At 36.8% G+C, this 25,360-nt stretch carries 22 protein-coding genes; 5 read left to right on the forward strand and 17 right to left on the reverse strand.

What is annotated here, in order from left to right:
- Positions 1-38 precede the first annotated feature (38 nt).
- From MTO68_RS15840 to MTO68_RS15870, 7 genes are all read right to left on the reverse strand, one after another.
- Positions 39-632 carry a fimbrial protein gene (locus tag MTO68_RS15840; RefSeq protein ID WP_244013388.1) on the reverse strand — a complete coding sequence of 198 codons (594 nt, stop codon included), beginning with the start codon at positions 630-632 and terminating at the stop codon, positions 39-41.
- An 87-nt stretch (positions 633-719) separates the two neighbouring features.
- Positions 720-1,319: a type 1 fimbrial protein gene (locus MTO68_RS15845; RefSeq protein ID WP_244013389.1), complete on the reverse strand. Its 600-nt coding sequence runs from the start codon at positions 1,317-1,319 to the stop codon at positions 720-722.
- Between the two features lie 87 nt (positions 1,320-1,406).
- Positions 1,407-2,021 (reverse strand): fimbrial protein, encoded by a 615-nt coding sequence (locus MTO68_RS15850; protein WP_244013391.1) that lies wholly within the window; start codon positions 2,019-2,021, stop codon positions 1,407-1,409.
- 87 nt (positions 2,022-2,108) lie between these two features.
- On the reverse strand, positions 2,109-2,723 hold the full coding sequence (locus MTO68_RS15855; protein ID WP_244013393.1) for a type 1 fimbrial protein: 615 nt from the start codon (positions 2,721-2,723) through the stop codon (positions 2,109-2,111).
- A gap of 89 nt (positions 2,724-2,812) precedes the next feature.
- The gene (locus MTO68_RS15860) at positions 2,813-3,421 is read right to left on the reverse strand and encodes a type 1 fimbrial protein (protein WP_244013395.1); all 609 of its coding nucleotides are present in this window, start codon (positions 3,419-3,421) and stop codon (positions 2,813-2,815) included.
- Between the two features lie 443 nt (positions 3,422-3,864).
- Entirely contained in the window at positions 3,865-4,848 is a 984-nt protein-coding gene (locus MTO68_RS15865; RefSeq protein ID WP_244013397.1) for a FecR domain-containing protein, read from the reverse strand.
- Entirely contained in the window at positions 4,838-5,386 is a 549-nt protein-coding gene (locus MTO68_RS15870) for a sigma-70 family RNA polymerase sigma factor (RefSeq protein WP_244013399.1), read from the reverse strand. Before MTO68_RS15870 ends, MTO68_RS15865 begins: the two co-directional genes overlap by 11 nt.
- Positions 5,387-5,556: 170 nt before the next feature.
- On the opposite strand from MTO68_RS15870, the gene MTO68_RS15875 reads away from it, so the two are divergent.
- The 3 genes from MTO68_RS15875 (at position 5,557) to MTO68_RS15885 (ending at position 9,356) form a co-directional block, all read left to right on the forward strand.
- Positions 5,557-6,171 (forward strand): biliverdin-producing heme oxygenase, encoded by a 615-nt coding sequence (locus MTO68_RS15875; protein ID WP_244013400.1) that lies wholly within the window; start codon positions 5,557-5,559, stop codon positions 6,169-6,171.
- An 809-nt stretch (positions 6,172-6,980) separates the two neighbouring features.
- A complete protein-coding gene (locus tag MTO68_RS15880) occupies positions 6,981-8,339 on the forward strand; it encodes an amino acid permease (protein ID WP_081407405.1) in 1,359 nt (452 codons plus the stop codon).
- Between the two features lie 240 nt (positions 8,340-8,579).
- The gene (locus MTO68_RS15885; protein ID WP_004724755.1) at positions 8,580-9,356 is read left to right on the forward strand and encodes an IclR family transcriptional regulator; all 777 of its coding nucleotides are present in this window, start codon (positions 8,580-8,582) and stop codon (positions 9,354-9,356) included.
- A 56-nt stretch (positions 9,357-9,412) separates the two neighbouring features.
- Here the strand turns inward: MTO68_RS15885 and MTO68_RS15890 are convergent, their stop codons facing one another.
- The gene (locus tag MTO68_RS15890) at positions 9,413-10,801 is read right to left on the reverse strand and encodes a GntP family permease (protein ID WP_244013402.1); all 1,389 of its coding nucleotides are present in this window, start codon (positions 10,799-10,801) and stop codon (positions 9,413-9,415) included.
- 305 nt (positions 10,802-11,106) lie between these two features.
- Here MTO68_RS15890 and MTO68_RS15895 point away from each other — a divergent pair, with 305 nt between their 5' ends.
- Entirely contained in the window at positions 11,107-12,267 is a 1,161-nt protein-coding gene (locus MTO68_RS15895) for an iron-containing alcohol dehydrogenase (RefSeq protein ID WP_244013404.1), read from the forward strand.
- A gap of 31 nt (positions 12,268-12,298) precedes the next feature.
- Positions 12,299-13,795, forward strand: coding sequence for a CoA-acylating methylmalonate-semialdehyde dehydrogenase (locus MTO68_RS15900; protein ID WP_244013406.1), 1,497 nt, complete (start codon positions 12,299-12,301; stop codon positions 13,793-13,795).
- Positions 13,796-14,598: 803 nt separating this feature from the next.
- Here the strand turns inward: MTO68_RS15900 and MTO68_RS15905 are convergent.
- The 9 genes from MTO68_RS15905 to MTO68_RS15945 all read right to left on the reverse strand — a co-directional run bounded on the left by MTO68_RS15905 (position 14,599) and on the right by MTO68_RS15945 (position 25,270).
- Positions 14,599-15,189, reverse strand: a complete 591-nt coding sequence (locus tag MTO68_RS15905; protein ID WP_004822918.1) for a recombinase family protein — start codon at positions 15,187-15,189, stop codon at positions 14,599-14,601.
- Between the two features lie 407 nt (positions 15,190-15,596).
- On the reverse strand, positions 15,597-16,616 hold the full coding sequence (locus tag MTO68_RS15910; RefSeq protein WP_244013407.1) for a spore coat U domain-containing protein: 1,020 nt from the start codon (positions 16,614-16,616) through the stop codon (positions 15,597-15,599).
- Positions 16,613-19,144 carry a fimbria/pilus outer membrane usher protein gene (locus MTO68_RS15915; RefSeq protein WP_244013409.1) on the reverse strand — a complete coding sequence of 844 codons (2,532 nt, stop codon included), beginning with the start codon at positions 19,142-19,144 and terminating at the stop codon, positions 16,613-16,615. Before MTO68_RS15915 ends, MTO68_RS15910 begins: the two co-directional genes overlap by 4 nt.
- The gene (locus tag MTO68_RS15920; RefSeq protein ID WP_279578610.1) at positions 19,145-19,945 is read right to left on the reverse strand and encodes a fimbria/pilus periplasmic chaperone; all 801 of its coding nucleotides are present in this window, start codon (positions 19,943-19,945) and stop codon (positions 19,145-19,147) included. It abuts the gene before it with no gap.
- A gap of 19 nt (positions 19,946-19,964) precedes the next feature.
- The gene (locus MTO68_RS15925) at positions 19,965-20,480 is read right to left on the reverse strand and encodes a spore coat U domain-containing protein (RefSeq protein WP_096734691.1); all 516 of its coding nucleotides are present in this window, start codon (positions 20,478-20,480) and stop codon (positions 19,965-19,967) included.
- A gap of 11 nt (positions 20,481-20,491) precedes the next feature.
- Complete coding sequence (locus MTO68_RS15930; RefSeq protein ID WP_166782167.1) at positions 20,492-21,046, reverse strand: spore coat protein U domain-containing protein; 555 nt, start codon at positions 21,044-21,046, stop codon at positions 20,492-20,494.
- A 60-nt stretch (positions 21,047-21,106) separates the two neighbouring features.
- Entirely contained in the window at positions 21,107-21,643 is a 537-nt protein-coding gene (locus MTO68_RS15935; protein ID WP_004822928.1) for a spore coat protein U domain-containing protein, read from the reverse strand.
- Between the two features lie 924 nt (positions 21,644-22,567).
- Positions 22,568-22,903: a hypothetical protein gene (locus MTO68_RS15940; RefSeq protein ID WP_244013413.1), complete on the reverse strand. Its 336-nt coding sequence runs from the start codon at positions 22,901-22,903 to the stop codon at positions 22,568-22,570.
- A gap of 531 nt (positions 22,904-23,434) precedes the next feature.
- Positions 23,435-25,270, reverse strand: a complete 1,836-nt coding sequence (locus tag MTO68_RS15945) for a DUF1302 domain-containing protein (RefSeq protein ID WP_244013415.1) — start codon at positions 25,268-25,270, stop codon at positions 23,435-23,437.
- Between the last annotated feature and the right edge of the window lie 90 nt (positions 25,271-25,360).

Consider the following 25,360-nt stretch of genomic DNA (forward strand, 5'->3'; position numbering starts at 1 on the left):
TATCCTATGCTTCACAACTAAAACCAACACCAAAAAATTTAATTATAGTGCAATGTATAATTGATCTTCGCATTTACATTTTGAGCATCTACAATTCCTGTTTTGGAAGCATATTGTACACGGTAATATACAAATGTATGATTACTAAGATGCTGAACTGTACTTTTTGCCTGATCTGCCCAAGACGCAGAAAAATCCACAGGCACTGAATCCACCGTATAAAATTGAATAAAAACAGGATTTGCAACAGAAGCGCCCGAGGTGTTGACCAATAAAGTTTTATCCTCTGCATCCAAGTGATCTGGCGAAATCGCACTAAGATGTATACCTCTAAATGCTCTTCTTGTTGCTATGTCGCAGAAGTCTGAACCCGTCGCATCTCTTAAATAGATATTAAAGCCCATAATAAATGGCTCTCGATTTGACGGTGTAAAGGTTGATTTAGGTAGCGTGGGTAAGCTAACGGTTAGATTTTTTAAACCACTTAGAATGCTATTTTCTTCTGCTCGTAAGGTACATGTTTGATCCGTCACCACACCATTAACCGTAAGGGTTCCATCTACAGCAAATACATTTGTGCATGGCAAAGTGAAAGCCAAAGTACTCAATGTTGCTAAAGTCAGTTTCTTCATTGGATTACACCCATAAAGTTTTAATTATTTTTCAGTTGCGGAATTATCAGCTAACCTATGTTTCTCTACTAAAACCAACACAAAAATTTAATTATAGTGGATGGTATAATTTATCTTTGCCGTGTAATTTTGAGCATCTACAACCCCAGTCTTGGAGAAAACCGCTGCCAAATATTGTACGAATATATTACCACCATTATTACGAGGTAAACTTTTCGCCTGAGATTCCCAAGATGCAGAAAAATCTACAGGCCTAAAATCATCAGTTATAAATCGCATAAAAACAGGATTTGCTGCAGAAGCACCACCTGCGCCAGTGGCTTGATTCACCAATATGGTTTTATCGGTTGCATCCAAGTGATCTGGTGAGGTTACACTGAGATGGATCCCTTTAAAGGCTTGAGTTGTTGCAGCATCACAAGGACCTGTACCCGTAGCATTTTTTAAGTATAAATCCACGCCCCAAGTCATTGTAACTTCAGGCTTAAAGATCGATTTAGGCAAAGCACGTAAATTAACCGTTATATCTTTCAAGCCACTACTTTCAAAACGACCATCACTTTGTAATGTACAGGTTTGATCCGTCACCACACCATTAACGGTAATGGTTCCATCTACAGCAAATACGTTGGTAGACGCCAAAGTGAAAGCCAAAGTACTCAATGTTGCTAAAGTCAGTTTCTTCATTGGATTAACTCCATAAAGTTTTAATTATTTTTCAGTTGCGGAATTATCAGCTAACCTATGTTTCTCTACTAAAACCAACACAAAAATTTAATTATAGTGGATGGTATAATTTATCTTTGCAGTGTAATTCTGAGCATCTACAACCCCAGTCTTAGTAAGAACCGTTGCAAAATAGTGTAGGGATATATTATTACCACCCTCATCAACGATGGAACTTTTTGCCTGCCCCCCCCAAGGTGCAGAAAAATCTACTGGCACTATAGTACCACCAGGTACAGCTATAATTTGCATAAAAACAGGATTTGTCGCAGAAGCACCTTCGGCTTGATTCACCAATAAAGTTTTATCGGTTGCATCCAAGTGATCTGGTGAGGTTACACTGAGATGGATCCCTTTAAAGGCTTTAGTTGTTGCAGCATCACAAGGACCTGTATCCGTAGCATTTCTTAAATACAGCTTAAAGTTTTCGATCCCTTGCCATTGATTTGGAATAACAAACCAAGATTTAGGCATAGCAGGAAAATTAATTGTTATATCTTTAACACCACTGGCCTGACCACCCCCAAAACCTTTTGCTAACAATACACAGGTCTGATCCGTCACCACACCATTAACCGTAAGGGTTCCATCTACAGCAAATACATTTGTGCATGGCAAAGTGAAAGCCAAAGTACTCAATGTTGCTAAAGTCAGTTTCTTCATTGGATTACACCCATAAAGTTTTAATTATTTTTAACTTGCTGAATCATCAGCTAAGCTATGTTTCTCTACTAAAACCAACACAAAAAATTAATTATAGTGCATGGTATAATTGACAGTTGCCTGCACAGTTTGAGCATCGACAATTCCAGTCTTAGAAAACATCTTTGCCTGATAATATACGTATATAATATTCTCATCCGTACCATCACCAAGGATTGGACTCGTCGCCTGGTCCCCCCAAGGTGCAGAAAGATCTACTGGCACAAAACCACTACTAGATACAGTTAAAAGTTGAATAAAAATAGGATTTGTTGCAGAAGCACCTTCGGCTTGATTCACCAATAAAGTTTTATCGGTTGCATCTAGATTAGTTGCTGGTGAAGTTACACTGAGATGAATCCCTTTAAAGGCTTTACCTGTTGCAGCATCACAGTTAGCTGTACCCTCAGCATTTTTTAAAAACAGATTAAAGACTTGGATCCATTGCCCTTGATTTGAAAGAAACCAAGATTTAGGCAGAGCACGAATATTAATTGTTATATCTTTCAAGCCACTACTTCCAAAACGACCATCACCTTGTAATGTACAGGTTTGATCCGTCACAGCGCCCTTCACTGTAATAGTTCCATCTACAGCAAATACGTTGGTAGACGCTACAGTTAAAGCCAAAGTACTCAATGTTGCTAAAGTCAGTTTCTTCATTGAATTACCCTTTCATAAAGTTTTAATTATTTTTCAATTGCTCAATCATCAGCTAACCTATGTTTCTCTACTAAAACCAACACAAAAAATTAATTATAGTGGATCGTATAATTGATCTTCGCATTTACATTTTGAGCATCGACAACTCCAGTTTTGGAAACAAATGCTACATAGTATTCTAGATACATTGCATCAGTTCCAACCATAAAAACTCTTCCACTTTTCGCCTGCCTCCCCCAAGGTTCAGAAAAATCCACGTGTTCATAAGCCATCGTTCGAAATCGAATAAAAATAGGATTTGTACTAGAGGCACCACTGGCTTGATTCACTAATAAAGTTTTATCGGCTGTATCCAAGTGATCTGGCGAAATCGCACTGAGATGTATCCCTTTAAGGGCTCCAATTGTTGCTGCATCACAGTTAGCAGTACCGTCAGCATTTTTTATGTACAAATTAATGATAAACCACCATGAACTTTGATTTGTAGGCGTAAACCATGATTTAGGCCAAGCGCCCATGTCAACTGTTATATCCTTCAAGCCCGTTGCATATTCACTACCATTACCACTAGCTTGTAAGGTACATGTTTGATCCGTTACCACACCATTAACCGTAATGGTTCCATCTACTGCAAATACATTTGTGCTTGCCAAAGTGAAAGCCAAAGTACTCAATGTCGCTAAACTCAGTTTCTGCATTGAATTACCCCTTTATAAAGTTTGAATCAAAACATGCGATAAATATAATCTTATTCACATTATAGGGACGAAAATCTCAATATAAATAAACGCAATTAAATATAGTTAAACTATGTTTCTGCTTATTTTAAGCCTATGCTGATTTAAAAATTTAACCACTCACTATTTATTTTAAATTTCAGTTAATTTAAAATAAAACCTTATGCTGACAAAAATACATCTACACCACAATAGTTTCTAAGTTGACTTTTTATCATACAAGTACATTACATAAAATCATGCATAATTTTTATTATTAAAATTCAATATCATAAATTAATCAAATGGTAAATTTTAAGTCATTATTTTAGTTTTAAACAGTATTTTCAGCATATAAAAATGTGACCAAACATAAATAAACTACATTTAATAAGATATTAAACTCAACCAAAATAACATTTTTGTTATTTTGAAGTAATATAAATCACATGATCGCCAAGCTTGGTTATTTTAATTGGATATTGAGTGACCAACAATCGTAGCGTTTGATCTAAATCCTGCTTGGCATTAATCACACCACTGACTTTATAATCTTTTAAGGTCGAATGATTAAATATTAAATATTGATGATGATAACGCCCTAAGTTGGTCAGTAAATCAGCTAAAGGAAGTTGATCTGCCAAGATCTGATGTTTATCCCAAGCAAACTCGGTCGATGCAATATCTAACTCAGAAATCGGACTTAAACCAAGTGAATCAGCGCTAATTTTTTCGCCTTGCTTGACTACTTTTACTTGAGAATTTTGAGCCAATGAACGGGTTTCAACCTTTGAATGCAACATATTCAACACACTGCTATTGGCGTATTGATAAACTATAAATCGTGTACCGAGCGCTTTAAAATCCGCTTGGGCTGTATGAACGATCAGAGGTCGTTGTGGGTCTTTGGCAACATCAATATAAATATCCCCTTGGACTAAATTGATTTGTCTTTTTTCAGCAGTAAAATCAAGTTTAATGGCAGATTTTGCAGCTAAAGTCACTTTGGAACCATCTTCCAAGGTGATCGAATGCATTTGCCCAATCTCAGTTTTATAATCAGCCGTGTAGTAAGACATCATTGTTGAATTCGCAGCGAAATAAACAACACCGCCGATACTCACACAAAACAGCAAGACTTTGCTAAACAGTTGTAAAATATGTTTTTTACTTTGCTGGCTGACTTTCATTGAGTTGCGAACGTTTTGGCTGGATATGCCATGCGTTGTCGAAAACTGCTGCATTGTTTCAGAAAAATTAAGCATTTGATCGAGTTGATCATGATGTTCAGGATACTTGCTTCGCCACGCTTCAAACTCAATTTGCGCTTGTTGACGCTCATGCAAATCATCGGTATTTAAACGAACAATCCATAAAGCCATCTCTTTCTGTAACTGTTTAGCGTCCATCTAGCCCTAGCTCAAGCAAATTGTTTTTCGCCTCATAACATAACTGTAAACATTCAGCTAAATAGAGCTGAGTCGTGCGTAATGATTTACCAATCTCAGTGGCAATTTCACTCTGACTATAGCCTTCAAAGTAATACATGATAAATGCTTTTCGAGTCAGTGCTGTTGTATCCTGTAAAGCGATGGTGAGAAAATCTAAAATAACTACAGCCTCTTCAATTTGATTTGAAGTGATTAAAAGATCTTGATCATCTGCATGCTGTTTGAGTGTTTCTAAATAATTCTGCTCTAAAATATAGCGACGATGCTTATCAATCAGCACATGTTTTGCGACATTAACCAGATATGCACGCGGTTCCTGAATTGAAAAAAGCTGTTTAGTTTGCAGCAATTTAACAAAAGTGTCTTGAACCAGATCTGCGGCAGTAAAAGGATATCTAACACGCGAGTTGAGCCATTGTTTCAGCCAATCATGGTGATCCAAATACATCTCTTGCAGTATTTGTTGCCGCGATGGTGTGGGGAGAATTGGGATCATAGAATTAAATTAAAATTTCTAAACAATAATAATTATCGTTTACATTTTGTGATTTGTAAATGCTATTCCTAAAGAACTTTTTTGTAGGTGCTGTTGCGGTTTTTATCCAGTTCATTCGTCATCTCTCATATAACCCATTTTTTCATAGACTTTTTTAATCAGAGAATTACATGAATCAAGCACTGATCACTGAACCCAATGCCAATGCGCAACAAGAACTTAGTTTAGCCATGCGTCTCAAATTACAGACCGCAGATGAGCATGAAAGAATGCATACACTGATGGCAAAGGCAGACGTATTTTCTAGTGTAGAAAAATATGCCTTATTCGCCCTGTCACAGTATTATTTTCAACTCGAAATCGAACATTTATTTCAACAGGATCAAGTGGCTTTACATATTACTGACCTTGATATCCGTGGTCGTTCTGCACAGGCACTGTTAGATCTACAAGATTTAGGCATTCAACCTCAAGGTCAAACCTTAGAAAGTTTAAATGTAACGTTCCCTGCTGCTTTAGGCTGGATTTACGTTTCAGAAGGATCAACTTTAGGCGCGGCATTTTTATTTAAACAAGCGCAGCAACGCTTAGGCTTAAGCGCTGAAAATGGTGCGCGCAATTTGGCAGCTTACCCTGAAGGTCGAGCAAAGGTTTGGAAACGATTTGTGCAAGCTTTAGATCAAGCCGAACTCAGCCCTAGCCAGAAAGATGAGGTTATTCAAGGTGCACTGGATGCATTTAATTATTTTGGCAATGCTTTAATCAATTTAGATCAGCTTAAGTAATTCTATTGCAGATAAGTTACTTCATCTGATAATAGGAGTTTGCACAGCCACTTATTACAGTGAAAAGTTTAAATTTAATTTGCGTAAACAATAGATCTTCCATAAATCAAAAAATGATGATGTGGCGTAAATCATTTTGCTATTGAAAGTCCCTTCTCTCGCTGGGAGAAGGCTAGGATGAGGGGCTTTTATGTTGATTTATAGTCTTAAAAAGGATTGATGAAAGAAGCCGAATGCCTCACTCTTGTAATGTCTTAATAAGGTTGTTGAGTATAGCGATTCATCATCAAACTATATGCTCATCATATTCCATAAAATCAATAGACCTTTCATAAAGCAAAATATGATTATATGGCGTAAATCATATGGGTATTGAAAGTCCCTTCTCCCGCTGGGAGAAGGTTAGGATGAGGGGCTTTTATGTTGATTTATAATCTTAAAAAGGACTGAAGAAAGAAGTCGAATGTCTCACTCTTGTAATGTCTTAATAAGGTTGTTGAGTATAGCGACTCATCATCAAACTATATGCTCATCACATCACATTCCATAAAATCAATAGATCTTTCATAAAGCAAAATATGATTATATGGCGTGAATCATTTTGCTATTGAAAGTCCCTTCTCCCACTGGGAGAAGGCTCTTTCAATAACAATATGATTCACTCAACATGACCATATTTTAATAGATGGAAGCGTTCTAATATTCCAGTGTTCAATATCTTATAAAATTGCCTCAACAACATCGTTTTCAAACTAGGTTATCTATAGCCAATCTATTACAATGGCTTCTTTTATTCAGCACAGCATATTTTGAATCGCTCATCTTCCCAATTAAAACGTGGACTTAAAAATCGTCATATCCAATTGATCGCTATGGGTGGCGCTGTGGGTACAGGATTATTTTTAGGTTCTGCACAAGTCATCCAATCTGCTGGCCCTTCGATTATTTTAGGCTATGCCATTGTCGGTTTGATTGCCTTTTTAATCATGCGCCAAATGGGTGAAATGATTGTAGAAGAACCTGTTGCAGGTTCATTCAGTTATTTTTCACAAAAATATTGGGGAAAATTTCCTGGTTTTTTATCAGGCTGGAATTACTGGGTAATGTATATTTTAGTCGCCATGACTGAACTTACAGCGGTGGCTAAATATGTGCATTATTGGTGGCCGCATATCCCCGCTTGGGTCTCCGCTTTATTTTTCTTTGTCATCGTGACTGGTTTTAATCTGGGCAATGTTAAGTTTTATGGTGAATCAGAATTTTGGTTAGCCATTATCAAAGTTGTTGCTGTGATTTCGATGATTGTATTTGGTTTATATCTTTTACTCACAGCAGGTGCTGATTCAACTGCAACTGTAGCAAACCTCTGGCAACATGGCGGATTTTTCCCACATGGTTTTTCAGGGTTATTTTATATGCTGGCCTTTTTAATGTTTGCATTTGGCGGCATTGAATTGATTGGGATGACGGCTGCCGAAGCAGAAAACCCTGAAAAAAGCATACCACAAGCAGTCAATCGCGTGATTTTCCGTATTTTGGTTTTTTATGTGGCTTCTCTTGCCATCATCATGTCCTTAATTCCATGGAATCAACTTGATCTTGGCGGTTTAGATAAAAGTCCCTTTGTAATGATTTTCAGCCAACTGGGCTTAGGTTGGGCAGCACATTTACTCAATTTTATTATTCTAACTGCCGCACTTTCGGTATATAACAGTGGTATGTATGCCAATAGTCGTATGCTGTATGGGCTTGCAGTACAAGGCAATGCACCGAAGATGTTTGCAAAAGTCAGCAAACAAGGTGTACCAATCACTGCGGTGATCTTCTCTTCTATCCTGATTTTTGGATGCGTGTTACTGAATTATTTTGTGCCTGAAGAAGCTCTAAGTCATCTGATGTATTTGGCCGTTGCTGCTTTGGTTTTAAACTGGGCACTGATTAGTTTTACCCATTTAAAATTTAAACGTGCTAAAAAGCTGGAAGGGACAAGGGTAAAATTCCCCTCATTGTTTTCACCCGTAAGTAATTATATTGTTTTAGTTTTTATCAGTATGATCCTATATATCATGTGGGTGCAAAACTTTAAAGAATCGGTCATTTTGATTCCAATCTGGATTATTGTGATGTTTGGATTATTTAAAATTTTGAGTTGGAATAAATCACGTTAGTATTTTAAAGGCTTATTGAATCAAATAAGCCTTTAATACCACAATTTTTTAGCTCGATAGATAGTTGATTATTGCTGATTGTTCTCTTCTCATTCATGATAGGTATAAAATTTCGCATACTGATAAAACCATGATTAGGGTAAAGTATGGCAGATAAAAATTTCATATCTATAACATTCAAATGATAATATCCATAAGCTCAAGTGGGTATGAATGAAGCAGGGTCTTTTGGAAAATTTTATGACACAAGATACAAAACGAAATAAAGGTTCATCAATCACACGAGTACTTGAAATTTTAGAAGCCATTGGTGAAGCAAAACATCCCCCTTCCCCACTTGATCTCTCTTTAGCACTTGATATCCCAAAACCCAGTATTCATCGACTCATCCAACTATTAGAAAAAGAAGGTTATGTCAAAGTAGATTTACATGGTGGCTTGTTGGTGGGTGGAAGAGTCAAACAATTACTATTTAATGTTTGGGAAAATGAAAAATTTAGAATTGAACGGTTTTCTATTTTAGAAAAACTGTCAAATAAGATTGGCGAAACCTGTGGTATAGCAATCCTACAAGATAATCATATGCTGTATGTGGATCGTATACAGACGAACTGGCCATTACAGGTATATTTACCCGTCGGTTCAACAGTGCCTGTCTGGTGTACATCAAGTGGCAAACTTTTTTTAAGCCATTTATCCGCAGAAAAAAGGAAAAATATTCTAAAAAATATTCCAATCACCCAGTACACCAAAAACACCATTACAGATCTTAATTTGCTGGAATCTGAAATTCAGCGTATTGGCGTGACAAATTTAGGCACCGATAATGAAGAGTTTATCGCAGGGATGGTGGCCTGTTCAGTGCCTATACTCCACCCCAATGGTGAAATCATTGCCTGCTTATATACCCATGCGCCAAGTATTCGAAAATCCTTAGATGACTTAATCAGCTATCAAGATGCATTAAGAGATGCAGCCAATGATTTAAACATCTATATAAAAAATTCAATCGATTAAATAATAAAAGCTAGCGACTTAGAATACCCAAGTCTCTAGCTTTAAAAACTCAAGTCTTAAAATGATCCAAAATATGTTCCAAGTGTAATCACTCCAATCAACGCAAGTAGTGGAAAAATAACTGCAACCACAAACATATCGTAATAAGACTGTTTATGCGTGAGACCACAAAGTGCAATAATGGTAATTACAGCGCCGTTATGTGGAAGAGAATCTAAAGAACCTGAAGCCATAGAGGCTACTCTGTGCATTAATTCAGGTGAAATGCCAAATTCATGTGCTAGATTCATATAGGTTTCACCCATCGTATTCAATGCAATACTCAAACCTCCAGACGCAGAACCTGTAATCCCAGCCAGTACATTAACCAAAATTGCTTCTGAAACTAGCGGATTACTCGGCGCTAAGCCAACTAAAAAATCTTTTAAAATAACAAAACCAGCTAAAGATGCAATAACTGACCCATATCCGACTTCTGAGGCAGTATTAAAAATAGGTAAAAATGAAGAAGAAACACCATTTTGAATACTGTCTCGAATATCGTTAATCCGTTTCCAATTGAGCACAATAATGGCAATACATGCGATCACCAATGCTGTAATGATCGACCATAAACCAATCACAGAATTTAGACTGGTGTGACCAAATTGAGCCGTGGCCAAATATGAAGTATCCATATTTGGAAAAATCACTTTAGATAATATTAAATTCGATAAAATCACCAATACAATCGGGATCATTGCAATCAGTAAACTAGGATCTGAGTGGGTTAAAATTTCTTTATGATGTTCAATATGATTGCCATAACCTTCACCTTGTTTTATCGAATGTTCAACTCTTCTATTCAGCCACCACATCCCCGTGATTAACATAAAAATCGAGGCAATGATGCCAAGCACAGGCGCAGCATATAGGTCTGTTTTAAAATATGGCATTGGAATTGCGTTTTGAATCGCAGGCGTACCAGGCAATGCGGTCATTGTAAAGGTTAATGCACCCAGCATGATTGCCGCAGGAATGAGTCGTTTAGGAATACCCAGTTCTTTAAATAATGCCGAAGCAATTGGAAATACAGCAAAGCCCACCACAAAAAGCGAAACACCACCATAGGTTAAGATTGCACAGGAAATCACAATCGATAACATCGCGCGATGATGCCCTAAGCGTTCAACAAAAAAAATTGCGATTGTTCGAGCTGATCCACTGTCATCCATGAGTTTGCCAAAGACAGCGCCTAAAAGAAAAAGTGGAAAATATTTAATGATGTACCCACCCAGACCACTCATAAATACTTGCGAATAAAATCCTAATAATTCATGCGTCATTCCACTCCAAATGACCGCAAACAATGCGAGTACAGGCGCCAAAATAATGACACTAAAACCTTTGTAAGCTAAATACATGAGCAATACCAAGGACACTACTATTCCAAATAGTCCTATCATTCTAAACTCCATTTATTTAATTATATTGATACATAATGTATCGTTATATATGTATAGCTAATTTTTAATGATGAATCTAGACAAAATTCTTTTTCACTTTGAAAAATAGACTAAAATACTGTTATTTATCACTAAATAATTTTATTTAAATAAAATTCATAAAAAACCTGTTTACATATAATTTTATATTGATACGATACATATCAATATACAAATATTATAAAGCTAATTTACAGCATGCAACTTGGTCTTTTTTTAAATACAAAATGCATGTAAATGGAATGAAACTAAAATGGAGTTCGCTTATGTCACATACGATTTTGTTGCCCAGATTTCTTGAAGTCGGAAAAAATGCCCGACAGAAAATTCCGCACATTTTAAAAAGCTTAGGCTGTAATAAACCACTGATCATCACTGATCAAATGATGGTCAAGTTAGGCTATATCGCCGATATTCAAAAGATTCTTAAACATGAAAATATTGAAGCAGACTTTTTTGACCAAACCATTCCAGAACCCACCTCAAGTTCTATTGAAGCTGGGGTTCAGTTTATTCAAGCACATCGATATGATTCAATTATCGCTGTGGGTGGTGGCAGTCCAATTGACAGTGCAAAAGCCATTGGCATCTTAGGTCGCTATGGTGGAAAAATCCGAGATTATAAGTTCCCTAGACAAGTCAATGAACAGGGCTTACCAATTATTGCCGTTCCAACAACAGCAGGCACAGGTTCTGAAGCAACCAAATTCACGATCATTACTGATGATGAAAGTAATGAAAAAATGCTCTGTGTCGGTGCTGGCTTTATGCCCATTGCTGCGATTGTGGATTATGAACTAACGTTGAGTTTACCTGCCCGTACCACAGCAGATACGGGTATAGATGCTTTAACCCATGCGATTGAAGCCTATACCAGCAAAAAAGCCAATCTATATAGCGATACTCAAGCATTGGAAGCCATGCGCTTAATTGGCCCAAACCTTAAAAAAGTCTATTTTGATCCAAATGATGAAGCTGCCCGAGAAGCATTGATGCTGGGTTCAACATTGGCTGGTGTGGCTTTTAATAATGCATCTGTTGCCTTAGTTCATGGCATGAGTCGGCCTATTGGCGCGTTTTTCCATGTCCCGCATGGTTTATCGAATGCCATGTTATTGCCCATGATTATTGAATATTCAATTCCAGCTGAACCTGAAAAATATGCGAACTGTGCCAAGGCCATGGGGGCAGCGCAGCAAAATGATTCTATTGAATCTGCCAATGCCAAGTTAATTGAAGCATTAAAAGACATTAATACATCCCTTCAAGTGCCAACTTTAGAAGCTTTTGGAGCAGATAAGCAATATTTTGACGAAGTTGTAAATACTATGGCAGAACAAGCACTTGCTTCAGGCTCACCAAGTAATAACCCTCGTCTTCCAACCAAAGAAGAAATCGTAAAACTTTATCAGCAATTATGGTGTTAATTTTTTAACCAAAATAAATCAGGAGATCTCAATGAATACAATCGGACATTTTATTAATGGACAGCTTTCAACGGAAGCAAGTCGTAGCCAAAAAGTATTTAATCCAGCAACAGGTGAATCAAATTCTGCAGTGGCTATTGCCAGCAAAAAAACCGTACTTGATGCAATAGCAGCAGCAGAAAATGCCTTTCCTGCATGGCGTGATACCCCAGTGATCAAACGTGCGCGAGTCATGTTTAAGTTTAAAGAGTTGCTTGAAAAAAATGCCGATAAAATCTGTGAGCTGATTGGTTTAGAGCATGGCAAGATTTGCCATGATGCAGCTGGGGAATTACAGCGCGGGATTGAAAATGTTGAATATGCTTGCGGTGCACCTGAATTTTTAAAAGGTGAATTCTCCAAAAATGTTGGGCCGAATATTGACTCTTGGAGTGAATTTCAACCTTTAGGTGTCGTTGCAGGGATTACCCCATTTAACTTCCCTGTGATGGTGCCACTTTGGATGTTCCCAATGGCAATTGTCTGTGGCAACTGCTTTATTCTAAAACCTTCTGAGCGTGATCCATCTTCAACATTATATATTGCTCAATTACTTAAAGAAGCTGGACTTCCCGATGGTGTCTTTAATCTGGTGAATGGCGATAAAGTTGCAGTAGATACACTTTTAAATGATCAACGCATCCAAGCGGTTAGTTTTGTAGGCTCAACCCCAATTGCTGAATATATTTATAAAACGGCAACAGCTGCGGGCAAACGTTGTCAAGCTTTAGGTGGGGCAAAAAATCACGCTATTATCATGCCCGATGCAGATGTTGATAATGTAGTGAATTCCCTCCTTGGTGCTGCTTTTGGTTCCTCAGGTGAACGGTGTATGGCGCTTTCGGTTGCGGTTGCAGTCGGTGACGAAATTGCGGATACCGTCATTGCTAAACTTCAAAATGAAATCAGTAAATTAAAATTCGGACATTTTGCCGATAAAAATAATGATTTTGGGCCTGTGATTACGGCTGAACATAAAGCCAAAGTGATTGGTTTTATTGACAGTGCAGAGCAACAAGGTGCAAAAATCGTTGTGGATGGCAGACAAGCAAGCGTTGACGATTTTCAAAATGGCTTTTTTGTGGGACCCACTTTAATTGATCAAGTTACCCCGAATATGCACAGCTACCAACAGGAAATTTTTGGCCCAGTCTTACAAATTATGCGGGTAGAGACCATGCAACAAGCCATGGATCTGATTGATAACCACGAGTATGGTAATGGAACATGCATCTATACCCGTGATGGAGAAGCAGCACGTTATTTTTCTGATCATATTAAAGTAGGTATGGTGGGTATCAATGTTCCTTTGCCTGTACCTGTCGCTTATCATAGTTTTGGTGGTTGGAAACGTTCACTCTTTGGTGATTTGTATGCGTATGGTCCAGATGGTGTACGTTTTTATACACGTCGAAAAACCATTACTCAACGCTGGCCTTCTGCCAACATCCGAGAAAACAAACAATTTTCAATGCCAACTTTAAATTAGGACTATTCAAATTAAGATGGTTCAAATTTAGACTGTTTATTGATAAAACGGCTGACTATGTTGGGAAGTATTCAACCCTATTTTGGATACTTCCCAAATGTTTTGACATTTAAATTTTAAATTGAGTTTGTAACTTTCTAAATCACATACAAATATTATTTTAATAAAAATATTTTAAATCCAATAAATATTTCAATCCTTTAAATACAATTCATCAAATTCAAAATACAAATAACCCACCCTCCTCCTATGCACCATTAAATAAGAAATATTTAATTTTAAAAAACAAAACATACAACAACTCAACAATAATATTTAAATATTTAAATATTTATAAAATCAAACCCTCACATTATAAAAAATAATTAAAAATTGATTTATTTAAAATAAAATTTAAAACACATTAATAATAAACAAACAAATATGATATCAAAAAAACATCTTAAATTTTATTTTTAGGCAACAAACAAATCAACTATAACCATATACTTTATCGCACTACAAATAAATCAATATTCACGTTCAAATAATGACTTATTTAGATCCAAAAAATATAAATCAGAACCATATAAAAAGATAATCGTTTTTCCCTCATGTTTAATCCCTTGAATCCTATAGTTGATCAAACCATTTATCGACTTTATTTCAATACTATAATGACTCATCAAATTTTTTGCTTTTTTGGGATTTACTTGTCGCAACACATAAACCAATTGGACAATAATTGTTTTGTTGAAATCAGATCTTTTCTGCGCAATCGCAAATCTATTTATATGATTTTTTTGAAGTTTTATACTCCTCATTTACTTTTCATCACTATTGATGACGTCAGAAGATTTTAAAATTAAGCGTTGAATGACTGTTCGAGTAACTGAGTAATGCTTAGCAATTGAATAAACAGTATGGCCTTTTTTAAACTTATCCAAAGCTTCTTTCTTTTGCTTATCAGTTAAAATCTCGGGACGACCAACACGCTTTTTTGCTTTATTCATAATGCTCTTTTTAGAAAAACTGGATTTCTCTTCAAAATCAGAACATAACTTTAAAAAATGCATAAATAATTTTTTAAGATCTCCCACAATTTCATTTTTAGAAAAATCTAAACAGATTAATCGAATTTTTTTTTTAAAAATCAAGTTTACACTTGAAGCTACTTCGTTAAAGTTACCACCTAATGAATCAATGCCATTGATTAACAATAAATCACCACTTTCCATCGCATAATTCACTAAATTAATAAATTTATTTCTATATTTTAATGATATACCTGCTTCAACCTCTTCAAAAATCACACGCTTATTTGGTATTTCATAACCAGCGTTTGAAATATAGGAGACATAATTACTGTCTTTTATAGACAAATCATCCACTCTAAAATATGCATAGACTCGCACAACAAATAACCCTCTTATAATTAAAACAATTATTATAATCTTATACTAATAAAAAAAACATCTGTTGAAAATTATATTAGTGTTTTAAACACTATTAATGATTTAAAAACATAAAATCAGAATCATTATAAAAAAATAGCATGATTAATTTAAGCACACGAAATACAAAAAAATTATTTAACAAACAAATACAAGAAATTAGCGACAAAATAAATAATATGATGTAAGAAATTTTTTCAAAAAAATAATTATTTACTTCACTGGAATTTAATATAAAAAACCACTTAAATAAATAAAAGAATATAGCTTAGGTATTTTTAATAGTGTAAATTAATAATTTAATTATATGTATTCTTTTTTATAATTAACATCATGATAAAAAATCATGATGTTATTGTGAGTATCTCTTAAAATTCGACCTGTACAGTTACAGTATCACTATATTTACCAGCAGGCAGACTCAGTGAATTTGTATCCAGAATTTTTGTTGTGAAGGCATAACCCTGCTGAGTATTGCCATCATAAATACCAGGATTTGTAGTCGCAACATCACTCAACCACTGCTCGTTATTTCTTCCCCAGCGTTCTGTGGTTGAGTTTTTATAAATTTCATAACTCATATAGTTATTACCTGTTTCTGACTTCATTGCACGTTGATTGCCATTTTGTGGGTAGAGACCATCATTCAAGCTCACTTTATAAGGTGTCTTAACAGAACAACGTATTCCCATCGAGGTTTTCACTGGTTGAAATTCCGATGCAAAAGCAGCTGTTCCAAAATTCACATCATTGGTCGCAATCCGGCAATCGGGTAAAACTTCAATACTTAAATTTAATGAAGCGTCACTACCACTGCCCCAATTGAGATCTGAAAATATCCCCGGACGTTTAAAACCTGGACTTTCAAAAAAGAATCCAATCCCAATCACAGCAATTGCAGGTACAGAATAATACCATTTGACTTTAAATGGTGTTTCAGATCGGTAGATCCCAGGTGATACCGTTTGTCCAGGATTAATTTTGGCATAAAATGGTAATGAACCATTAGGTCCTGTAAAGAAATTGATAATTGTAAAGCTACTCAAATCCCTTTCTTGCCCCACATTAATTGGATTACTATTGGTATCCAAATAATTCACAGTAAGACGTTCACCAGTGACACTATTGATATAGTTTGCCGGCATCTGATCGACTCGATATTTCAAATAAGTCATATTCGCTAAAGCCAAACTAAATCCACCGCAGGATAAACCTGCACTGAATTGTGAAGATTGAACTCCATTTTCTGCCAGAGTAATGGAAGGAACCTTACCAATGGACACATTGCCACTTGAGTTAACACTACAATCCGCATAGCTCTGAGCAGTAATCAATATTAATCCAGAGAATAATAGACCTGCGGGTATTATTTTTTTTAAAGTAATCATGGTTTAGCCACCTCACGACAAACAACTGACTTAATCACAGCAATCTGTTGTTGCGCTTGTTTTAAATCCAACGAAAAGTTTGCTTCACATATGCTTTGATCTGGCAGTTGCACCCGAATGGTATTTTCTGCACTCAGATCTTCAAGATAAGCAATCCCGTCCATCCCTACATAACTCGATTCTTGATCCGCACGATGTACCACAGCACCCACAGGAATCGCTTGCCCATTGCTTTGCACTAAATACACATTCGCCGCATAAGACTGTTTGATTGGGAAGCCAATCACCACACCTGAACCTCGTTTTGCCGCAATCCGATTTTCAACTTGGGTTGCATTAAAGTTGGAAGGTAAATCGATCGGGTTAATACTGTATTTAGCCGCGTAATACGGGGTCACCGATGGTACAAAAACATAGCCCTTGGCGTTACTCCGCCCTACCAAACTGTTTTCATAATGTACGGGTACATCTGCAACTTTGTTGGTATCAATCAAAGCAAACGACTCGCCCAATCGATTGGCAGCAAAGACATTGCCTGACATCAACACCACTGAGCCGGAAAGTCCAAACCAATAGTTGTAATCATGGCTACCCGACATGCCGACATCGGTATTAAAATATTGGTTACGGTAGCTCACGCGCGCTTGATTAAAATCATCGCTGTTTTCATTAAAGCGTCGAGTTAAATCAACACCAACGCCACCGTCCAATGGCACACTACGGTTATAGTTGATATAACCATAATCACCACTGGATTGTTGGCTATAACCTAGATTGGCTGTGGATCTGCTCTTGGAAAATGGAACCGATAACTGAAATGCAGCACTCCACTCTTTTTCTACAAAATCCCGATTGGCACTTAACGACACTGTCGCACCACGCAGATAGGACGGTAATACCGGTGCCCAAGACAGGTTCATCAGTTTATTTTCAATGTCTCGGCTCTTGGTTCGGATATAGGCCACCCCAAAAGTACCCGACTTTTCTGTGGCAAAATAAGTATTGGCAACCAAACTTTTATGACTGTTGGCTGAAATCAAATCTGTATATTGCAAGCGCGAAAGATCATAATAATCCTGATCGCGTTGGGTATGATTGAGACTAAATCCAAAGCGTTGTTGGTTATAGCTATAACCTAGCGTGTATTGATTTCCCTTGAGGTTTTTATTTCCGTTCAAGTTATTATTTAACTGATTAAGCTCTCCATCGGCCCAGCTTTGGGTTGCCGAACCACTTAATACCCCAAACCGATTCAGCTTAAGCACTGAACCTAGTCCAGCCAACTGAATTGAATCGGAGAGTTCAACCCGTCCTTCAGCCGTGAGCCAATCGTTAATCCCGTAACGCGCATCCGCTGAACTGGCAAATTTGCCATATTCAAAGTTCTTAATCCCATAGTCTTCACGGATTTGTCCCATAGACACGGAATAATCCAATAACCCCGGTTTAAGCAAAGTATTCGAAATATAAAACGGCACTGAGGTTGCCACCTGACGACCAACACTGTCTGTGGTGACAATCACCGCCTCGCCTTTACCATTGATAAACGGAACATTATTTAGAATAAAAGGACCAGATTGCACATCAGTTGAATTGGCTTTCTGCCCATTAATCAACAAATCTACAGTACTCGGTAAAGCCGCTTGTCCTTTAAACTGAGGTAAAGGATAGGTAATCAAATCTGGACGGGTACCAAAATTACGTTGCAACTGTAATCCACCTAAACGCACTGAACTTCCCCATGCGTTTTTACTTCCCGTAATTACATCACCCGCTAAAAATGAAAGTACCCTGACTGGGTCATCATATTGCCAAGTGGTGTCATAGCGACGGTAGCCATCATTATCTTGATTTGAGTCGTTTGCAATCCCCTCAGATTTAAAATCAGTCTTGCTATAAACCCCTGAATTTCTCAGTACGCCATAAGGGGAGAAAAAGCGTTGTTCTGTAAAGAGTGTACTGCTATAGCCACCATTCTCTGGGCGGTAAGTATAAAAGTCATAGTTATTTAATAAACCGATACCCGACTGCGCTGTTTCAGGTTGATACCAAGAATCCAAGCCGCGTATCTGCACTGGCATCCAGCTGGCAGGAAGATCTAGACTAAAATACTGTTGCGCTGAATTGTACTCATACTTCAATTCGGGAATCTGATTGAGGCTGACCCAATCCAAAGCTTTGCCCGAAAAGCCTAAAGTAAATACATCCAGATCAGTCAGGTTTTTTTCTGACTGTTGCTGCAGTGCATCCGCAGGCAGCTTAATCTGTAACTCATCCAGTTTTGATTGCTGGATAAAATAATGATCTCCTTTGACAATGACGGGGATCACCTGTCGTGTCGAATATTGATTGATCACCAAGTCCAGATAAAGCTTAAATAAGCTATTCACTTCTGAAACATCTCGTGGTGGCGGGGGTAAACCATTTGCATACACGTTACAGCTCAGCAATGGGATATTCGCAACTAATATCAATGTCAGGCTTTTGCATAGAAAAGAAGGGGTATGTAACCCTGATAAATAACCCATTTACCCCCCTCCTTCTTTCTTAATCTCAACCAATTCCTGTTTCACCCCTGAACTGTCAACCCCATACAAACTGGTTTGACCACTTAGGCTGTTGAGTAACTTGTTGTCTAGATCAAACTTCATTGTGCTGTTTGCCAACACATAACCAAAGGCAGTTTTGCCAAAAGCCATTTGCTCTGAAGTCGGGGTTAATTTAATTCCCGAAAGTCGTGAAAATTTTGAACCAGTATTTTTAATATAAAGTTCAGGTTTGCCCTGTTCATTATTCTTGACCCACCAACTTAATATCGGCTTCGCCAAAGGGTTTTTCGTATTGGTTTTTTGTGAAACTTCAGTTAAACCACTGCCAAGCCCTTTGCCATAGGCAAATAAGGGAATGGAATAACGCATTTGAAAACTGACTGTCGACGTTTCTTTTTCATTTTCTGGATTCACCTTGATGGGTAATTCATCGACAATAATTCGATAGGCAAGTTCTTTGGCATCAGGTACAGCAGCCGAGCGGGTCAAACGCAACATATGCTTTTCACCTGCCTTGATCTTCGCCACGGGTGGACTTGGAATAACCTCGGTTTGTTCAACATAAGCATCTTGCTGATTATTCTGATCCCATTTAAATACCCGAATCTGCACCATGGCATCAGAGTTACCAGTATTTTGTAGCCATACCGCAGTGGCTTTTTCGTTTTCTTCAATTTTTGGATAGATTGGCCAGATTAAAAAAGTGGCCTGTGCGAATACCGGTGAAGTGACCATCAATATCGCGGCCGCAGAGAAAGTCCTGCCCGACCATATTTTCATTTTATTTAAGCTCATAGAATCACCATGTAATCGTTATTGCGACCGTATCTTTATAAAGGCCTGCTGATCGTGGTTGATTGTTATTATTCAAGTCTGCAACACCGTAAACTGCAAAACCCAATACGGTATTCAAAGTAGTGGTTGGTGTCAGTGAGTAAGTACTGCCACTGGCATATTCACCTTGCAAACTACTGTCCTGATAAAGCTGATAAGGTACAAACTCATTCTGCTGGGCATGTTTCATCCGTCGAAAGTTATTTGAAAAGTGATCACCACCATTCAACATCACCTTTACCGGTAGCCGTGCAGTACATTGGATATTCCAGCTTTGCGCAGTATTGATGACGGATCCTTTTAACTGCCCCTGCGCCACAACAGGATGACGACCAAAATCAAGTAACTGTTCGACATTGCTGAGTTTGCACCCATTTTCAATGGTCGCCTGCACTTTAAAACTTGCCGAAGTTACAGGATCAACAGCAAACCCACTTTGAACAATCGAAATCAGCAGAACACTTAAACCTATTTTTTTCATGATTTTGTTCTTTAAAATTCAATGGTAATTGGAATAGTGTCGGTATATTGTCCAAGCGAGACTGACCGACCATTATTAACAGTTTGCCCCATGAGATTAAGCGTTTGCGGCTGACCATTGTTGGTCAAAGTAATGATTTGATTAGGCCTTAACGCTTCGCGAGCAGTTCCATATAAGATGTTGTAGGCAAGGAAATCTGTGCCATTACTGATTGCACGAAAATAATTTGCACCAAAAGGTGCTGGAACCTTGCTGTCATTTTGCCCCGCACCAAAAGTAACTTTTATTGGGGCATTGCCAGGGCATTGAATGGTCAAACCTGATGTAGAACCCTGACTTAAACTGGTCTCTATCACCTGATTAAATGCAGCTGTGGTTTCTCCGAAATCCAGCTGTCCAAAATTCAAGCCATTTGTTCCGTTGTTCACGGTCTCATTGTTGATCTTGCAGGATGGCTCTAGTTCAAGTTGAATATTTAACTTAGCGCCCAACTGCCCAGCACTGGTGAGTGACGATACAATGCTACAAAGTAGCAATCCAACGCTTTGTTTAAGTAACAGGTGCATACGTTCCTCCTAAAAACAGGCCTGTTCAACAACAAACCTGTTCACTGTTACGTATACTGATTAGAAATTAACAGTCACCAATAAAGTGTCTGTATAATCACCCTGTGCTTTTGCAGTGCCGTTGTTTGCAGCAATTGCACCAAAGATTGGAACTTCTTGAGCTACACCTGCCGCAGCAGTGAAAGTCTGAGCTGTATTAATGACATATGGGTTGGTACGTGCTGCATCACGGTAGACGTTATAATTCACGGTATCCGCAGCAGTCGTATTTTTAAGGCTACGATCAGCGCGTACACCACCATCAATTGCAACAGTAAAGTCAACAGGATTTGCACCGTCACATTCTACAGCGAGATGACCACCTGTCGCTGAAGAAGCAACTTGTCCAGTCAAAACGTTTGACCACTGACCAGAAGTTTTACCGAAATCTAATGTACCAAATTGGTTCATATTTCCAGTAACAGTAGAACCTTCAACAGTACAACCTGTCGAAACATTCAGCTTGACATCAACTTGACCAGTAACAGCTGCTTGTGCAGTCGCGATATAAGCCGTGCTTAATAATGCAGTTAGTGTTAATTTTGTAAAAATATTCATATTAATTCCCATGATTTGTATTATTCGTAAACTTTTACACAAGAAGTGTGAAAGTATTTACATAATCACATGTGATGAATAAGTGTTCAATAAATCAACTAATAAGCAGCACAAAACCAACTTAATTACTTGTATTAATTCAAAATTTTATTGGAATTGTAGAATTAAATTATTATTATATTTAAAACACCAAAAAATACATTTCACTTGATAATTTAACAAAGTAAAAAGTGAAATTAACTTAATTTTCATTTAAATAACATCAAGCTAAATATGCCAATCTAAGGACTTAAAATTTCGCTTAGGCAATATCGTATTTTATCTTGATCAAGCCTCATAAAAACAAAATTAAACCCTATATTTCAAAATTTTACTTGATAAATTTTATGTTCCACAGATTAAACCAAACTCAATATGACAAAGATAAACTTAAATATTTTTTATTCTTTATAAGATTAAAACTTATTATTAAAAATGCTTTACCGGCTCATCTATATTTTAAATTTTTGCCTAAAAAATTTTAGAATAGACTTTTAGATTTAATTATTAGCTTCACAATTTTTTATAGATCTCATTTCATTCAATTGATCTAAGATATGATGATTAATTCAAAATCTCTAATTTTAAATAAACTCGTGATAACAAAGTAACCATGACCAATACCCCAAATTAATCTTTTACAATCATTGCTCACAATGGCTTTGTATTGCTAGATTAATCACGATAATGAGGTTGTAAATTAGTGGCGAGGACATTATTAAGAATATGATTTAATCAATAAAAGTTAACACTTAGCGGTTATTTTATCTACTCATCAAAAATAAAAAAAATCCCATTCGTTCTGGGGTGAAGAATGGGATACGATATGACACTTTAACATGTCGACCGAAAATCGTGAATCTCTGTATACAGTTTGGATCATGACTAAATATGAAAAGTATTTCCACTCGGTTTAAGAACATCCCGTTCTTTAACTCTTAAACAAATGCATTGATCAAATGTAGCAATTGCATTACGAATAAATTCAGCTTCCATTTTATCTACATGCAAATGGCTTTCTTTATGAACTTCTTCAAACAATGCTTTTAAATCATACTGATCATCACTTAAGCATGTCATCTTAAAATTACTCAATTCAGCGTCAATATCTAAACGTATTAATTCGATAAAATGCTGACGTGAAGCATAGCTATTTTCACTATAAAAAAAATGAGTGCTTTCGTCTATGCCTTTATGAAACACCATTTCATAAACTTTCATTATTTATTTATATCCAACATTCATATTTCTATCATTCAATCTATCTGTAGCAAACATTTACGTTATTCAGATAATGCACTTTTTTTATCATTACTTATTCTGTTTTGCAAACTTCTACACCATTTTTACTCACAATTAAATACATAATTAATAAAAAAATACTTTAAAAAAATAAACATTTAAATTTATATAATTTTTAAAAACCAACTTTTAAATAGAATGCAAATATTATAATTTAATACATATTTCATGTAATTTATCATTAAATAACAAATGCAATTTTTGATCAATTGAACAGGTCATATTTATAGTGATGATAAAGCATATGCCCTTCAATATCCTTAGCAGCTCCAATAACATCAATATCGATAAGATTGAATAATTAAATACCATAAACAACAGAAAAGTCAGTTTTTGCCAAAGCTGTATAAGCATTTTCTGTATAAATGAATTAAATATTTATTATTAAAAAGATGCGTTTTATGTTGGATGCCAAACGCTCCAATAAACATGGCATCCAATTTCTCAATGTTAAAAATTAGCTTTTAATACCAGCGAAGCAAAATCTCGGTCATCGAGGGTACTAAAATCATTCGAACCAAAAAAATTGGTATATGCAAGTTCAGCTGTATAGTTTTGCTGATAACTCACTGAAATAGTGGCTGCAATACTCATTTGACCTTCTTGAAAGTTTTGGCTAAATCCAGCTATATCATGGCGAAAGATTACACTTGGTGTGATGACAGTCGCAGGTAAAATATCTTGATAACTTAAAGCCCCTCGTAAACGATAGCCATATGACCATTGCGTAAAAAAACCATCACGATTACAAAAGCGCTCATTCATACCATCAATCACATCATTTGCAAGGTGTGCGGTGCCATAAGGCGTACATTTGTATTCACCTGTTTCAGGATTATAGGCACCAGATGAAAGCTCACTCCGCCCAAATGCACCGACCCGTCCAAAACGATGATTACCAATATCTGCAATATGATTCACTGCAAACTCTGCCGCCCAATTCAATGTATTTGCAGCCAATATATTGTTTAAATGATCACCCGCACCCAGTGAAAATTGGGTTACAGGCGTTCTTACATAACCTTGTAAATATTGCCCAAATTCAGCCGCAACTCCTGGAGGTGTAAGGGGCGTATCTTTGTCTAAAACTTGGGCATAGACAATATCTGTTCCATTTAATTGCAAGGGTTGATTAGGTTTATGGGTTAATTCACTAAAAACAGCGGTTGTCCCTACTTTTCCTGCTAGGCTTAATCCATACATTTTAATATTTTCTGGATAAATTGAAAAAAATCGAGCTGTATTAAAATATGCAGGCCCTGATGCAGTTACCGCTGTACCATCAAAATTAGCATTGCGACTGTGATAGTTCGCAAAATATGCGCCAAGTTCAGCATTATTCCAACGAGGTAAAGTTTGCTTTAAAGCAAAACCATATTGCCCACTATTCTTGGCATATCGACTTTCTGCTCTTGGAATATAAGTCTGTGCATCTAAAGCACTTTCAGACAACTTATCTCCTGGTGTAACGGTCAAAATAATCGGACCACAGTTTTCTGGAACAAAGTCAGAAATTGCAAAAAACGTCCCACACCCGTCCACCACAGAAGGTCTAAACTTAAACTGATAAAAACCATCCAGTTTAAGATTTGGCGTTATTCCAGCCTCAAATGAAAACATTTCGACAGGAATTATTCGTTCTTTTGCCTCTCCTCCCGGCCGATTGATTGCAGCATAATCCAAGGCACTGACTGAATTTATACCATTTTGGAAAAACTGCGATTTCCCCCAATTTAAAGTATGTTTGCCTAATTTTAGATTGGCATTTTGGCCATTTTCTAAAGCAAAATTTTTCCAGATATAGGCATCCCAAAGATCAATGCCCTTAAATTTAGCTAATCTAGGCCACGCAGAATCATCAAAGGCTTTTAAATCTCCACGACCAGTTTCATAAGCATGGTCATACCAATATTTAGTGCTGAGTACTGCACCCTGTTGTTGCCCTTTTAAACGAAACTCAGTCAACCCTTTTATAATTTGGGAAATGTTATCATTCTGACTAAAGTTCACATGCCCGTCGTCGCCATTCACATCAACGCTTAAACCGTCCTTTCCGATATGATTTGCATCAGGTTTATACACCAACTGATTTGAAGCATCTTGAGTACTCCAATTTGCACCTAGGCTGAGCATGGTACTGGTTTCAAATTTCCAATCCTCATTGATCTCAACACTGGTTGCGGAGACTTTTGAAATACTTAAGCTCAGCACTAAACAGACACTCAGCTTTTGAGTGAAAATAATCGTGTGTTTCGCGTTATTGCTACATATCACATTTTGCATCATTCGATCTCCATATCGATATGATTTAATTCGATTTAACTCCATAAATAGCCATATTGACTATTTTGAAATATGCATGATTTTTTAATTGTT

The sequence above is a fragment of the Acinetobacter sp. NyZ410 genome, assembly GCF_022828975.1.
Lineage (GTDB): Bacteria > Pseudomonadota > Gammaproteobacteria > Pseudomonadales > Moraxellaceae > Acinetobacter > Acinetobacter guillouiae.

Bases quoted from the DNA above. Each gene is read 5' to 3' on its own strand.
- MTO68_RS15865 (WP_244013397.1), bottom strand. From the start codon at position 4,848: ATGGACGCTAAACAGTTACAGAAAGAGATGGCTTTATGGATTGTTCGT.
- MTO68_RS15930 (WP_166782167.1), bottom strand. From the start codon at position 21,046: ATGCACCTGTTACTTAAACAAAGCGTTGGATTGCTACTTTGTAGCATT.
- MTO68_RS15860 (WP_244013395.1), bottom strand. From the start codon at position 3,421: ATGCAGAAACTGAGTTTAGCGACATTGAGTACTTTGGCTTTCACTTTG.
- MTO68_RS15870 (WP_244013399.1), bottom strand. From the start codon at position 5,386: ATGATCCCAATTCTCCCCACACCATCGCGGCAACAAATACTGCAAGAG.
- MTO68_RS15935 (WP_004822928.1), bottom strand. From the start codon at position 21,643: ATGAATATTTTTACAAAATTAACACTAACTGCATTATTAAGCACGGCT.
- MTO68_RS15845 (WP_244013389.1), bottom strand. From the start codon at position 1,319: ATGAAGAAACTGACTTTAGCAACATTGAGTACTTTGGCTTTCACTTTG.
- MTO68_RS15920 (WP_279578610.1), bottom strand. From the start codon at position 19,945: ATGAAAATATGGTCGGGCAGGACTTTCTCTGCGGCCGCGATATTGATG.
- MTO68_RS15910 (WP_244013407.1), bottom strand. From the start codon at position 16,616: ATGATTACTTTAAAAAAAATAATACCCGCAGGTCTATTATTCTCTGGA.
- MTO68_RS15855 (WP_244013393.1), bottom strand. From the start codon at position 2,723: ATGAAGAAACTGACTTTAGCAACATTGAGTACTTTGGCTTTAACTGTA.
- MTO68_RS15945 (WP_244013415.1), bottom strand. From the start codon at position 25,270: ATGATGCAAAATGTGATATGTAGCAATAACGCGAAACACACGATTATT.
- MTO68_RS15840 (WP_244013388.1), bottom strand. From the start codon at position 632: ATGAAGAAACTGACTTTAGCAACATTGAGTACTTTGGCTTTCACTTTG.
- MTO68_RS15885 (WP_004724755.1), top strand. From the start codon at position 8,580: ATGACACAAGATACAAAACGAAATAAAGGTTCATCAATCACACGAGTA.
- MTO68_RS15850 (WP_244013391.1), bottom strand. From the start codon at position 2,021: ATGAAGAAACTGACTTTAGCAACATTGAGTACTTTGGCTTTCACTTTG.
- MTO68_RS15895 (WP_244013404.1), top strand. From the start codon at position 11,107: ATGTCACATACGATTTTGTTGCCCAGATTTCTTGAAGTCGGAAAAAAT.
- MTO68_RS15900 (WP_244013406.1), top strand. From the start codon at position 12,299: ATGAATACAATCGGACATTTTATTAATGGACAGCTTTCAACGGAAGCA.
- MTO68_RS15915 (WP_244013409.1), bottom strand. From the start codon at position 19,144: ATGGGTTATTTATCAGGGTTACATACCCCTTCTTTTCTATGCAAAAGC.
- MTO68_RS15925 (WP_096734691.1), bottom strand. From the start codon at position 20,480: ATGAAAAAAATAGGTTTAAGTGTTCTGCTGATTTCGATTGTTCAAAGT.
- MTO68_RS15875 (WP_244013400.1), top strand. From the start codon at position 5,557: ATGAATCAAGCACTGATCACTGAACCCAATGCCAATGCGCAACAAGAA.
- MTO68_RS15940 (WP_244013413.1), bottom strand. From the start codon at position 22,903: ATGAAAGTTTATGAAATGGTGTTTCATAAAGGCATAGACGAAAGCACT.
- MTO68_RS15890 (WP_244013402.1), bottom strand. From the start codon at position 10,801: ATGATAGGACTATTTGGAATAGTAGTGTCCTTGGTATTGCTCATGTAT.